Source organism: Ruegeria sp. (assembly GCF_965199275.1).
Taxonomy (GTDB): Bacteria; Pseudomonadota; Alphaproteobacteria; order Rhodobacterales; family Rhodobacteraceae; genus Ruegeria.
In genome coordinates this window covers 1-13415 of record NZ_CBDAQX010000008.1, presented here as the reverse complement: position 1 = coordinate 13415, position 13415 = coordinate 1, and the positions used below count along the sequence as shown (strand labels likewise).

Genomic DNA, 13415 nt, shown 5'->3' with positions numbered 1-13415 from the left:
AAAATTGCACGCTTTTCCTGACTTCCGACATTTTTTCGTATAAGTCATTGATATTATTATGCCTTGGTTGCCAAAAGGCACTACACGGACTTTTTTCGCCAGCGATTGTTTCGGAGTGTTGAGGGAGCTCAGGCTTTGGTCTGGCCAGTTTTTCGGGTGCGCCCGGGGGGTATCTTGAAAGGGGCTTCGTTCCAGGTCAGGCCGACGCAGGTGAGGATGCGTCTGGCATCGACCGTGGCATGGCTTGGCATGCCGTAGCGGTCAGGGGTGCCTTTGTGGCGCAGGATCGAGAGCTGCAATGCGTTCAACTCGTTGCGGATACGAGCCGGGCTCATCGGGTGTCCGAGCAGGTCCAGATGCTTGCGCAGGTGCTGCAGGCAGCAGAAGGCCATGTAGCAGATGGCGATATGGGCCCGGACCCGACGCGGCGACCAGTGATAGATGGGCCGGATTTTCAGATCGTGCTTGTTGGTGCGGAAGCAGGCTTCGATCTCCCACAACTGGTGATAGCGGGCAATGACGTCCTGTGCCTCCAGTTCGTCCGCACCATGAACAACAATGGCATGCAGCCCGTCCCATTGTGCCGCTGCCTTGATCTTTGCATCATCCAGCGTGACGTCCCCGCTGTCGGGGAAGGCCAGGAAGCGGCCATATCCCCGGCTGCTGAAGCTGCCGGGTTTGCGAGAGCGCTTGAGCTTCTTGTGCAGCTTTTCGATTGCCTTGTCGCGCTTGTGGGCATCATTGCGTGCCCGGGTGGGTGACCAGGTCACAATGACCCGCGCTCCCTCCTGGTCGATCACCTTGTACCAGCCCTTCTCGGTTGCCTCTTCAGAACCGTGTCCAGCCCAAGGCTGGCGTCCCTCCGGGCTCAAAATGTTCGCCTTCACGGCGGCCGGGGCGGACTTCATGCGATAGCCGAGGATGTAGGGCAGACCCTTGTTCTGCAACATCTGCTGGTTGTCCTTGCTGAGCATGGCGGCATCGGCCACGAACGTGACCCTGGCCACGTCGAAGCGTCCCTCCAACGCCTTCAGCGCAGCTTCCAGCGTATGACCTTCCCAGGTGTTTCCCGGGAAGAGTTCATAGCCCACAGGCAGCCCATCGGAGGTGACGATCAGCGCCAGCATGACCTGAGCGCGGTGATGCTTGCCATCCTTGCTGAAGCCCTTGGCCAGAAGATGATCCTGCTCGACCCCGTCCGCATCCTCGGCCGGGTCCTCGCGCTCGGTGTCAAAGGCTAGGGTCGTGCAATCGTAGAACAGCACGGTCACTGGCCCGCCCAGCAACTTCTCTGCCGCCGCGTGAGAGGTTTTGCAAATCCCGTCTATCACCGGCGTATTGATGTAATCCATGCTCCGATAGACCACGTCCAGATTGAGCGTGATGCCTGCCTGGTTCTCCAACGCCTCCACGGTCGCGCGCTTGCTCTCGGGCTGTGCGATCCGCGCCATAACCAGCTCTTTCACAATGCGATTGGCACTTTTACGCGCCGCCCCCAGAAGGGCCCCCCAACCCAGTTGGTCATACATCGTCCCCATGACATCCCGCAGACCCAGAGAGACCCGCGCCTCCTCACGGCACTCGGCAAGATCAACGCCAAGCTTGTCCGGCCGCGGAGCGCGGCGCACCAGCGCCTGCAGATCGGCATATTCCGTGGGCGTGAACAGTTCCATTTGCGGCGAGCGATCAATGCGTAATTGCTCCATCAAGCGGCCCGCCAGACGCTTGATATCCTCAATCTCGCTGTCGTTATGGGCCACACCCACATGGCGCAGGATCTTCTGGCGTACCTTGGAGCCGGTGCGGACGGATTCAACGATCTGGATCCGTGTGCGGTTGAGCTTTGCGTCATGTTTGGTGCGGATGAACATGGGCGAAGAGGTTAGCCATCTGAAGGCCCATGTCAATACTTTTTATAATAATGGGGCACTACAACGCGCCTCTGAGCAACCACACCTGAAAACAAACCAAAAACCCAGTCAGATCAACAAAAAGGTCGGAAGTCAGGAGGGCTTCTGCAGATGCGTCAGCAGCGGCTTTTCCTGCTGGAACTCCTCCCAGACCGTCACCTCCAGGTTTTCCGGATGCCGCAGTTCTTTTGCGCGTTTGATCGCGTCTTTTTGCAGCCGGGCATTCAATTCATCGAAGTCGGCCACCTCCAGACGCGGTGTAAAACTATAGGCGCGGCTCTCCTTGACCAGATTCTCAACCTGACCCTTCTCCCAACCGGCCGCGCGCGTACAGGCGATCGGGTTCACCAGATGATGAGAACACATCCGGGAGAATGCCTTGTTGAACTTTCTTTCCTTGCCCGACAGGATCGCATCGACGGCGGTCGTCATGTTATCGTAGATCCCGTTGATGCAGCCTCCACCAAAGAATTTGAAGGCCTCGTCGTGGGCATCAAAGACCATCTCCTGCGTCTCGCGCGGATAGGCAATGGAGAATGGCATGCGGCTATGGCAAAGTTTGAAATGGGCAACCTTCACGGTCGTGAGTGCACCGTCCATCAAAACCGTCTCCACACTCCAGTCGAACTGGTACGCCTCCCCAGGATCAAAGATCAGCGGGATGAACGCCTGCGCCTGTTGTCGGCCGTGCGCAATGCGCCAATTCTTTGTGTAGCGTCGAACACTGTCATACCCGCCGCCAAAACCATCATCGGAGAGTTCCTTCCAGATTTTGGTCATCCGCTTGCGGTGTTTCTTCGGAAGCGCCTCGTTCTCCTCAAGCGTTTCATCCAGACGCGCGCGCCAAGGCCCGAGCACCGGGTATGGCTGCGATTTGCGCTCATATTTGAACTCCGTCACTCCCGATCGGATTATCTTTCGAACCGTTGCACGGCTCAAATTGAGCGAACGGCAAATTTCCTTGATGCTCTTTTTTTCGATCAGGTGTAAGCGACGCACTTTTCTAATAGTTTCCACGCAAATCATCCCGCTTGCCTCTCCATCGACTGCTCAATGAAAAGGATGTCTACAACCATAGGGAGGGGTCAAATTTGGACGCCGATTTCCCCGCTTAGGGGGTCAAAATTGCACGCTTTTCTACAGTGTTTTCTTGGTCAAGTCTGATACTCTCATCAATTGAGTGCGAATGATCGTAGAGATCGGTCGGGTTTCTTCTGAGCATAGGCCGGACCCCAAAAGTCCGAACAACGAGCGGTAGTCTCGTGTACTCAGAAACCTCTTTAAAAATCAAGAAGCCGCGCCGGTTGAGGGGCGCGGCTTCCGTATTGTGATCGCGATGCGACTATTTCTCGGGGATCAGCCCTCGGGGGCTGAATCTGAGAACAATCAGCAAGACCAGACCCATGGTGAACAACCGCATATGCGCCGCGCTTTCGATCAGATGCGCCTTCAGCGCGCTGCCATCCGGCATGCCCGAGGTAATTAGGTTCATCAGCCACAGGCCCATCGGCTCGACCTGCACCCACAGGAACCAGATCAGGAACGCCCCCAGCACGGCGCCAAAATTATTGCCCGACCCACCGACGATCACCATCACCCAGACAAGGAAGGTGAACCGCAATGGGTTGTAGGTACCCGGCGTCAGCTGACCGTCCAGCGTAGTCATCATCGCGCCCGCGATACCGCAGATGGCAGAGCCAAGCACAAAGATCTGCAGGTGGCGGCGGGTGACGTCCTTGCCCATCGCCTCAGCCGCGACCTCATTGTCGCGAATGGCGCGCATCATCCGGCCCCAAGGGCTTTTGAGCGCCATCTGCGCCATCCACAGCAGCACCAGCAGAACGATCAGGAACAGCAGCGAATAGCCCAGCTTGACCGAAAGGGTCGAGGCGATCACCGGATCAAGCCCCAACCAATCCGCCCGCGCAAGGAACGAAGGGTCTTGCTGCAGCTCAACCTCATAGCCCACCACGGGCGAGGGGCGCGGGATGCCATAGACGTTCTTGACGCCACGGGCCAGCCAGTCCTCGTTCTTCATGACGGCAATAATGATCTCGGCAATACCAAGGGTCGCAATCGCCAGATAATCCGAGCGCAAACCCAGAGCCGTCTTGCCGATCAGCCACGCGGCCCCTGCGGCCAGTAACCCTCCGGCAGGCCAGGCGAGCAAGACCGGCAGGTTCAGACCACCAATATTGCCGGCAACAGCCGGATCAATCGCTTCAATCGCGGCGACGTTCGGATCAAAGATCGCGCGGTAGACAAAGAACCCAACGATGAGGATTCCGACGATGGCCAGCGTCCGCGCGCGCCCTTTAGGCATCTTCTGCGCGACCATGACGGTCGCAACAACGGTCGCGGCCCCAAGAAGAAGCGCCAGAATGACGCCATAGCCGCCCTCTGACCAGGCTCCGGGAGTTGGCGGTGTGGACACAAGGACAACTGCCAGCCCGCCTAAAGCCACAAAGCCCATGACGCCGACGTTGAAGAGACCAGCAAAGCCCCATTGCAGGTTTACCCCGATCGACATGATGGCCGAGATCAGCCCCATGTTCAGGATCAGGATCGCGGCGTTCCAACTTTGCGTGAAGCCGGTCAAAAGGATCAGCGCGCCAACTGTGACGAAAAGCAGGGTGTTCTTGGTAACCTCGCTCATACCGATTTTCCTTTGAACAGGCCCGTGGGCTTAAACAGAAGCACGATCAGCAGGATGGCAAAGCTGACGGCGAATTTGTAATCGGTAGAGAGGAACTGAACCAATCCCGACGGTTCCAGATTTTCCGGAGCCAGATATGTCAGCACCTTCTTCCAGGCGTATGTGATGGTCACCTCGGAAAACGCGATGATGAACCCACCCGCGATGGCGCCCAGAGGGTTGCCCAAACCTCCGACAATGGCCGAGGCAAAGATCGGCAGCAGAAGCTGGAAATAGACGAAGGGCTTGAAGCTCTTGTCGAGGCCATAAAGCACGCCCGCAGTGGTCGCCAGTGCGGCCACGATGATCCAGGTGATCATCACCACACGTTCGGGGTTGATGCCAGACAGCAGCGCCAGATCCTCGTTATCCGAATAGGCGCGCATCGACTTACCGGTGCGGGTTTTGTTCAAAAACCAGAACAGGGCGGCCACGGCGATCACCGCCACAACGACCGTGATGGCCTGAGAGGTCTTGATCGCAAGCCCTTCGTTCAGTCCGGTCCAGGCCTTGAAGTCTCGTGCCTTGATCAAAAACCGCGCGCCGTCCGAGAACCTCTGATCATCCGGCCCGATGATAAACCGGACGATGCCGTTCATGATGAACATCACGCCCATGGACACGATCACCAGAATGACCGGTTTTGCCTTTTGTTCCCGGTAGAAGCGATAGACCAGCCGGTCGGTGATCAGCACCAGAACGATACAGCCCAGAATGGCAAAGGGCAGGGCAAGCAGAGCCGTCGGCAACGGCCCGAAACTGACCCCTGCGGCTTGCAAGCCCCACGTGACAAGAACCGCGATCATCGCGCCAAAGGCCATCGTATCGCCATGCGCAAAGTTCGAGAACCGCAGGATGCCGTAGATCAGCGTTACCCCCAAAGCACCAAGCGCCAACTGGCTGCCATAGGCGATTGCGGGAACAAGAACGAAGTTGGAGAGCGCCACAAGGGCGTTGAGGAAGTCCATTAAAACTCCTGCTCGCATTTTCCAGAGAAAGTGCGTCGTCCATTGTTAGCTTTCGCATAATCGACATAACGCAATGGTTGGGTGAGCAATGTCACGCTTAGTTCGGTGGTCGAAGTCTTGGTCACATACATATGCTCGTGTCTGTCGTCTTCGGTTCGGGACGCCACCAACAAGTCGCTTTTTGAAACGGCAGTCCACTCTTGCCCATCAGACAAGCGAATTTTGGAGGTGATATCACCGGCCTTGGCGACCTGATCGACTGAAAAGTCACCAAAATTACTTTCTATACGCTCGGGCGGGGTGCCTAACAGCTCAAGCATGAGTTCGCCACCTTCACAGTTTTGCACGTCTGCGCAGGCCTCTTGTAGGATGCAAGGCGCCGACCAAGCCGTACTGCACATTGAGGCAAATGCGATCGTAATTGCGAACCTCACCTCACCCCCCCAAGAAACTCTTGCGCACTTCGGGATCGGCCAGCAGTTCCTTGCCCGTGCCGGTATAGGCGTTCCGCCCCTGAACTAGCACATATCCCTTATCCGCGATCTCCAAGGCCTGACGGGCGTTCTGTTCGACCATCAGGATCGGCAACCCGGTGCGCGAGACCTCGATGATCCGGTCAAACAACTCATCCATAACGATGGGCGATACACCGGCAGTCGGTTCATCCAGCATCAGCACTTTCGGCTGAGTCATCAACGCGCGGCCCACGGCCACCTGCTGGCGCTGGCCACCAGAAAGTTCGCCGGCCGCCTGATGGCGTTTGTCGCGGAGGATGGGGAACAACTCATAGACCTGCTCCATCGTGTCTGAGAAATCATCCCGGCGGATAAAGGCACCCATCTCAAGGTTCTCTTCCACCGTCATCGAGGTAAAAATATTCGAGGTCTGCGGGACAAAACCCATACCACGCATCACCCGATCCTGCGGCGTAAGCGCGGTGATATCCTCGCCGTCCAACCGAACGGCGCCCGAGCGCACATCCAGCATTCCGAAAACGGCCTTCATCGCAGTGGACTTGCCCGCGCCGTTGGGCCCGACGATGACCGCGATCTCGCCCCGATCGACGGCGATGGTGCAGTCGTGCAGAATGTCCGGCCCTTTGCCGTAGCCACCTGTCATCGTGTCGCCGATCAGAAACGGCCCACCATCGACCTTTAGTGTTGCGCCGCTCTTGCGATGGGCCGGGGTCATGGTGCCGACGCCATGCGTGTTCGTGATAGACGCGTCCTTGTTGCCTTTGTCGTCGTGATAAGGATTGTCGCTCACGCCCCGGTCTCCAGCTTGTCTTTGTTTTTAAGGCCGGTGCCCAGATAGGCCTCGATCACGTGTTCAGTGGCTTTGATCTCGTCCAGGGTTCCCTCGGCCAGCACCTTGCCCTCGGCCATACAAATGACGGGGTCACAGATCTTGCCGATGAAATCCATGTCATGCTCGATGACGACGAAAGTATAGCCACGTTCCTTGTTCAGACGCAGGATCGTGTCGCCAATGGTCATCAGCAGGGTCCGGTTCACACCCGCGCCGACCTCGTCCAGAAACACGATCTTGGCATCGACCATCATGGTGCGGCCAAGTTCCAGCAGCTTCTTCTGCCCGCCCGAGACCTGACCCGCCTTGTGATCGGCCAGATGCTCGATGGTCAGGAACTCCAGCACCTCATCAGCCTTGGCCCGCAGCGCACGTTCCTCATCAGCAATCCGTTTGCGACCGAACCATGTGTTCCAAAGCGATTCCCCGGATTGAGCACCGGGCACCATCATCAGGTTCTCGCGGCAGGTCATCGACGAGAACTCATGCGCGATCTGGAAGGTACGCAGCAGGCCCTTGTGAAACAGCTCATGTGGGGGCAGGCCGGTGATATCTTCACCATCCATCACCACCTTGCCGCTGGTTGGAGGCAAAACACCCGCGATCACGTTGAACAAAGTGGTTTTTCCGGCCCCGTTCGGTCCGATCAGACCGGTGATCGAGCCCTTTTGGATTTCCAGCGATGCCCCGTCCACCGCATGAAACCCGCCGAAATGCTTATGCACGTCTTCGACGACGATCATTTTTTCCCCTAGCCGCCGTTTTCCGGCGTTGTTGCCACATCCCTGTGCGAATGGTGCGGGCTTTTGTCATTGAAACAGCCCGGACACAAGGCCCGGGCTGCTTGTTTTTATGACTGTTTACCTAGGATCAACGGAAGTTGACGGTTGTGTTCTCGCCGTCGGTGACTTCGATCTCACGGTAAGAACCCGCGCTTTCGCCGGGGCCGATCAGCTCAACACCGGAGGCACCGACATAGTCGATCTCCTGACCGGCAGCGAGCAGTTCCAGACCCTTGGCCAGCTCACCCGGATAAATCTTCTCACCAGGTTCGTTGGCGACGTCCATGATCTTGGAACCATAGTCCGCCGGGTTGGTGGAACCTGCGGCCTGCATGGCCAGCATGAACAGGGCAGCAGCGTCATAGGATTCAGGCGAGTAGGGCGACGAGCCGTCGAAACCCGCCGCTTCGGCCATGGCAAAGTACTTCTCAGCACCTTCACCACCCGAACCGGCGATCTGACCGAACGAACCATTCAGGTCCGGACCGACGTTGGCAGGAAGCGAGTCACCGATCATGCCGCCGGGCAGACCGAACGTGTCAAACGCACCGCTGTCTAGAGCCGACTGGATAATGCCCAGACCGCCTTGGTCGAGATAACCCGCAACGACCAGAATGTCGCCACCGGCCGAGGCCAACGCGCCAACTTCAGCCGAGTAGTCGGCTTTGCCGTCTTCGTGCGCTGCGACGATGGTCACTTCGCCACCCGACGCCTCGAACGAGGACTGGATCGCGTCCGCGAGACCCTTGCCGTAGTCGTTATTGGTATAGGTCAGAGCAATCGAGCTGATGCCGCGATCGTTCAGGATGTCCGCCATCACCTGACCTTCACGCGCATCCGACGGCGCGGTGCGGAAGAACAGGCCGTTGTCTTCCATGGTTGACAGACCGGGCGAGGTGGCCGATGGCGAGATCATCACCATGCCGTTCGGGATCGCGACGTTCTGCAGGATCGCGCCAGTCACGCCCGAACAGTCACCGCCGATGATGCCAGCAACGCCGTCAGCGATCATGCGCTCGCCGTTCGACGTGGACAGACCGTTGTCGATACAGCCGGTATCTGCGCGAGTTGCGGTCACGGTTGCTCCGTCCAGCAGCTTGCCGGATTCGGTGACTTCGGCCATCGCCATCTCGGCGCCGGAACCCATAGCAGGCGCCAGCGATTCAATCGGGCCTGTAAAGCCGAACAGAACGCCCAGCTTGACGTCTTCGGCCATTGCGGTACCCGCCAGCAGAGCGGAGGCTGCAGTTGCAGTCAGCAGCTTTTTCATATGGTTACTCCCTATTGTGAACGTATTCGTTCTGCGCATGACCCTAGGCAAGCAATCCGGAAAAGAAAAGTCCTAACGCAATCGTGTTTTTGCGCTCCATAATCCTATTTGTTCTCATGGTGATAACGCTGTCAGTCCGAAAGGAAGACCCATGACGCACAGAGCCTTTGCGATTCTTGCCTTGATGATCAGCGCAGGTCTTGCCTGCGCTGAGGAGCTTGAGACATCCCAAGGTCCGGTTCAGATCGAGCCGATGATTGAGGGACTGGATGCGCCCTGGGCTGTAGGCATCCTACCCGATGGATCGTTTTTGGTGACCGAACGGGATGGCGATGTGCTTTATGTGTCGGACGGGAAACCTCAAAAAGTGAAGGGGGTTCCGAAAGTGGCCGCCAGAGGGCAGGGCGGCTTGCTGGACGTGACCATCGCGAGGGATTTCCCACAGACGCGTGAGGTCTTCCTGACCTTCTCGAAACCTCAGAGCACTGGGGCTGGCACCGCGCTGGCCGTCGCGCGCCTGTCGGAGAACGGCAAACGCCTGACCAACACGCGTATCCTGTTCGAGGCCACGCCCGGAGGCTCGGGCGGGCGTCACTTTGGCTCCCGGGTGGTTGAGGCGGAAGACGGCAGTTTGTTTGTCACCATCGGGGATCGGGGGGATCGGCCGCAGGCTCAGGACCGCTCAAACCCAATCGGGTCGATTATCCGCATCAATCGGGATGGCTCGGTTCCTGCCGACAACCCCTTTGTCGGGCAGGCGAATATTCGGCCCGAGATCTGGTCCTACGGGCACCGCAACCCTCAGGGCGCCGATCTGGATGCTCAGGGGCGCCTTTGGACATCCGAGCATGGCGCGCGCGGAGGGGATGAGGTCAACCTCGTGCAACCGGGGCTGAACTACGGCTGGCCCGTCATTTCCTATGGCAAGCACTACTCGGGCAAGACGATAGGCGAAGGCACTTCCAAAGATGGGATGGAGCAGCCACGCCACTATTGGGACCCTTCAATCGCGCCGTCGGGGTTGATGGTCTATTCAGGTGCGCTCTGGCCGGAATGGAAAGGCGACATCTTCGTGGGATCGCTCAAGTTTGATTACATCGCCCGGCTGGACGGCAACCCACTGCGCGAGGTCGAACAGATCAGAGGCCCCGAAACAGAGCGGGTCCGGGATATCGTTGAGGCCCCGGATGGGTCGATCTGGTTCATTTCCGTAGGCAATGGGGCAGTTTTCCGGCTTTCCCCGGATAGATAGATCAGTGCTCGCCCTCCTTGACTGTTGCCGAGTAACCGAGCTTGATCCTGTATCAAGAAACCATCTGAGGGTACGGTCCATTGCGCGACTTTTCGATTGAAATGTGTGACACGCTGCCAGATCAGGATGAGTTGAACGGCATCCTGTCCCAATATTATGCGTTGATCGTTGAGCGCATGACGGCCATGGGGTTTGAAATCGATCCGGCTGCGCCGCAAAGCGCGCTGGCTGAGTTTTGGGCACACTCAGAAGACTATCTGCCGCCAAACGGGTGCCTGGTTCTGGCACGAGACAGCGCGGCTAAGATCATCGGCTGTGGCATGATGAAACGGCTGGATCAGGACACTGGCGAATTGAAACGCGTGTTCGTGACCGAAGCCGCGCGCGGCACGGGTGCGGGGCGAGCCATGATACAAGCCCGAGAGGAGGCGGCCCGCGTACTGGGGTTAAAGCGCCTTGTGGCCGATACGCTTACGCCAAATGTCGAAATGCGGGACCTCTATCCGAAACTGGGATTTGTCGAACTGTCCGAACCCATTGAGACGACGACTTATCTGGATCAGCCGATGCTGAGACCCCATCTGCACTATTTTGAAAAGACCCTTTAGTCCGCGTCAGACGGACAGCCGCCCCGACTGTGCCCCACGCTCTCGATAGGGCGTCGTGTTGTAGTGCGCGCGGTAGCATTTCGAAAAATGGCTGGGCGAGGCAAAGCCACAGGCCAGAGCCACGTTGATTACGCTCATATCCGTTTGCATCAGCAGGTTGCGGGCTTTGTGCAGTCGCAATTCCATATAATAGCGCTTGGGGGAACGGCTTAGGTAACGGCGGAACAGACGCTCCAGCTGTCGGGTCGACATGCCGACATCCTTGGCCAGAATCGAAGGCGAGATTGGCTCTTCGATGTTCTTTTCCATCATCAGAATAACCTGGCTCAGCTTCGGATGCCGGACCCCAATTCGGGTGGGCGTAGACAAGCGCTGCGTGTCCTGATCTGTGCGGATCGAAGAATAGATCATCTGATCGGCTACGGCGCTGGCTAGACCCTCGCCATAGTCATTCGCGATCAGCTTCAGCATAAGATCAATGGATGAGGTGCCACCCGCGGTGGTCATCCGGTTGCCGTCGACCTGAAACACGGATTTGGTCAGTTCCACATTGTCGAACTCTTCAATGAAGCTGTCCGAGTTTTCCCAGTGGATGGTCGCTCGCTTACCCTCCAGCAGCCCCGCCTTGGCAAGCGAATAGGCGGCCGTACACAAGCCACCGATCCGCAGCCCTTTGCGGGCCTCGCGCCGCATCCAGTTCAAGATCTTCTTGGTGGTTGCGGTTTTTACCTCGACCCCGCCACAGATCAGAACGATGTCATCGCGCTGCAGCTCAATCAGGTCCTGATCCAGCTTGAAAGTCGTGCCTGCCGAGCAGGTAATTGTATCGCCACCTTCACCGATCAAAGACCATGCATAGACTGGTTTGTCGGCCATCCGATTGGCAATGCGCAGGCTGTCCAGAGCCGACGCAAAGGACAAAAGCGAAAATCCATCCAATAAGACGAATACAAAATTGATCGGCTTGTCGACGTTACCGTCGACTTTGACAACTTGGCGTTGTTCTTGCATGGGTTTTTGTCCTTGATTCGGTGGCCGATGCGCCTTGGGCGCGCATGATTTGACAGATACCATGATCAAAGCTTGTTTACGACGTCAAGAGCCGCAAATCGGATATGGTCTCTCTTCCCGGCTTTTTGTATAGAGACCACCTGAATACTATCAGCGGAGATCAAGGCTATGACCGAATGGCAAAAATCGAACTGGCGCAACAAGCCCCGGGTTCAGATGCCAGACTATACCGACGCGGCCGCGCTGGCCAAAGTCGAGGCGCAGCTTTCGCAGTATCCCCCGCTGGTCTTTGCCGGTGAGGCGCGGCGTCTCAAGCAACATTTGGGTGCCGCCGGTCGCGGCGAGGCTTTCCTGTTGCAGGGAGGGGATTGTGCTGAAAGCTTTGAACAATTCAGCGCGGACGCGATCCGTGACACGTTCAAAGTGATGCTGCAAATGGCGATGGTTCTGACCTATGGCGCCAAAGTGCCGGTGGTCAAAGTGGGCCGCATGGCAGGGCAGTTTGCCAAACCACGCAGCGCGCCAACCGAGGTTGTGGATGGCGTCGAACTGCCCAGCTACCGCGGTGACATCATCAACGAACTGGACTTCACACCCGAGGCGCGGATTCCGAATCCGCCCAAGATGCTGCAAGCCTACACGCAGGCCGCCGCCACGCTGAACCTGCTGCGTGCGTTCTCGACCGGTGGTTTCGCCGACATGAGCCGCGTGCATTCCTGGACGCTGGGCTTCACGGATGAACAGGACGTTCAGAAATACTCCGAGATCGCCGACCGCATTCAGGACACGATCGACTTCATGGGTGCCGCGGGCATCACGGCTGAGACAACGCATGAGTTCTCGACCGTTGAGTTCTACACCAGCCACGAAGGGCTGCTGCTGGAATATGAAGAGGCGTTGACCCGTCTGGATTCGACCTCTGGCAACTGGCTGGCAGGTTCGGGTCATATGATCTGGATCGGTGACCGCACCCGTCAGCCTGACGGCGCGCATGTGGAATTCTGCCGTGGCGTGCAGAACCCGATCGGTCTGAAATGTGGCCCGACCACAACGGCCGAGGACCTCAAGGTTCTGATGTCCAAGCTGAACCCCGAAAACGAAGAGGGTCGTCTGACGCTGATCGCCCGCTTCGGCGCAGGCAAGGCGGGCGAGCATTTGCCGCGTCTGGTCAAAGCGGTCAAGGAAGAGGGTGCCAAGGTCACTTGGGTCTGCGACCCGATGCACGGCAACACGATCAAATCGGCCACTGGGTACAAAACCCGCCCGTTCGATTCGGTCCTGCACGAAGTGCGCGACTTCTTTGGCGTGCATCAGGCCGAAGGTACCATACCCGGCGGTGTGCATTTCGAGATGACCGGTCTGGACGTCACTGAATGCACCGGCGGCGTGCGTGCCGTGACCGAAGAGGACCTCTCGGACCGGTACCACACCGCTTGCGACCCGCGCCTGAACGCGTCGCAATCGCTGGAGCTGGCCTTTCTGGTCGCCGAAGAACTGACCAACCTGCGCCGCGATCGTACCAAGCGCGAAGCAAGCTAAGGTCTGAACGATCAATGAAAACGGCGGGTCCTTGGCCCGCCGTTTTTCTTTGGATCAATCGTCTCGCGATGC

General features: G+C 58.0%; 12 protein-coding genes. 3 read left to right on the top strand and 9 right to left on the bottom strand.

All coding sequences use genetic code 11. The features are described 5' to 3' along the window. Window positions 1–128: 128 nt before the first annotated feature. The 8 genes from ACOERD_RS02170 to ACOERD_RS02135 all read right to left on the bottom strand — a co-directional run bounded on the left by ACOERD_RS02170 (window position 129) and on the right by ACOERD_RS02135 (window position 8933). On the bottom strand, window positions 129–1871 hold the full coding sequence (locus tag ACOERD_RS02170) for an IS1634 family transposase (protein WP_419737624.1): 1743 nt from the start codon (window positions 1869–1871) through the stop codon (window positions 129–131). 132 nt (window positions 1872–2003) lie between these two features. After that, on the bottom strand, window positions 2004–2936 hold the full coding sequence (gene istA / locus ACOERD_RS02165) for an IS21 family transposase (RefSeq protein ID WP_419737904.1): 933 nt from the start codon (window positions 2934–2936) through the stop codon (window positions 2004–2006). 316 nt (window positions 2937–3252) lie between these two features. Continuing rightward, the gene (locus tag ACOERD_RS02160; RefSeq protein WP_170458184.1) at window positions 3253–4566 is read right to left on the bottom strand and encodes a branched-chain amino acid ABC transporter permease; all 1314 of its coding nucleotides are present in this window, start codon (window positions 4564–4566) and stop codon (window positions 3253–3255) included. Beyond that, a complete protein-coding gene (locus ACOERD_RS02155) occupies window positions 4563–5573 on the bottom strand; it encodes a branched-chain amino acid ABC transporter permease (RefSeq protein ID WP_170458185.1) in 1011 nt (336 codons plus the stop codon). Before ACOERD_RS02155 ends, ACOERD_RS02160 begins: the two co-directional genes overlap by 4 nt. Beyond that, on the bottom strand, window positions 5573–5893 hold the full coding sequence (locus ACOERD_RS02150) for a hypothetical protein (RefSeq protein WP_419737903.1): 321 nt from the start codon (window positions 5891–5893) through the stop codon (window positions 5573–5575). Before ACOERD_RS02150 ends, ACOERD_RS02155 begins: the two co-directional genes overlap by 1 nt. Window positions 5894–6008: 115 nt before the next feature. Further along, a complete protein-coding gene (locus ACOERD_RS02145; RefSeq protein ID WP_419737902.1) occupies window positions 6009–6839 on the bottom strand; it encodes an ABC transporter ATP-binding protein in 831 nt (276 codons plus the stop codon). Continuing rightward, complete coding sequence (locus ACOERD_RS02140) at window positions 6836–7624, bottom strand: ABC transporter ATP-binding protein (RefSeq protein WP_419737901.1); 789 nt, start codon at window positions 7622–7624, stop codon at window positions 6836–6838. The genes ACOERD_RS02145 and ACOERD_RS02140 overlap by 4 nt, the downstream gene beginning before the upstream one ends. A gap of 127 nt (window positions 7625–7751) precedes the next feature. Continuing rightward, on the bottom strand, window positions 7752–8933 hold the full coding sequence (locus ACOERD_RS02135) for an ABC transporter substrate-binding protein (protein ID WP_419737900.1): 1182 nt from the start codon (window positions 8931–8933) through the stop codon (window positions 7752–7754). A 151-nt stretch (window positions 8934–9084) separates the two neighbouring features. Between ACOERD_RS02135 and ACOERD_RS02130 the strand changes: the two genes are divergently transcribed. Together ACOERD_RS02130 and ACOERD_RS02125 are read left to right on the top strand one after the other, a co-directional pair. Then, the gene (locus ACOERD_RS02130) at window positions 9085–10185 is read left to right on the top strand and encodes a PQQ-dependent sugar dehydrogenase (protein ID WP_419737899.1); all 1101 of its coding nucleotides are present in this window, start codon (window positions 9085–9087) and stop codon (window positions 10183–10185) included. Window positions 10186–10316: 131 nt separating this feature from the next. Next, entirely contained in the window at window positions 10317–10793 is a 477-nt protein-coding gene (locus ACOERD_RS02125) for a GNAT family N-acetyltransferase (protein WP_419737898.1), read from the top strand. A gap of 6 nt (window positions 10794–10799) precedes the next feature. On the opposite strand, the gene ACOERD_RS02120 is transcribed toward ACOERD_RS02125, so the two are convergent. Continuing rightward, window positions 10800–11804 carry a GlxA family transcriptional regulator gene (locus tag ACOERD_RS02120; RefSeq protein WP_419737897.1) on the bottom strand — a complete coding sequence of 335 codons (1005 nt, stop codon included), beginning with the start codon at window positions 11802–11804 and terminating at the stop codon, window positions 10800–10802. Window positions 11805–11972: 168 nt separating this feature from the next. Between ACOERD_RS02120 and ACOERD_RS02115 the strand changes: the two genes are divergently transcribed. After that, on the top strand, window positions 11973–13343 hold the full coding sequence (locus ACOERD_RS02115; RefSeq protein WP_419737896.1) for a class II 3-deoxy-7-phosphoheptulonate synthase: 1371 nt from the start codon (window positions 11973–11975) through the stop codon (window positions 13341–13343). Window positions 13344–13415 lie beyond the last annotated feature (72 nt).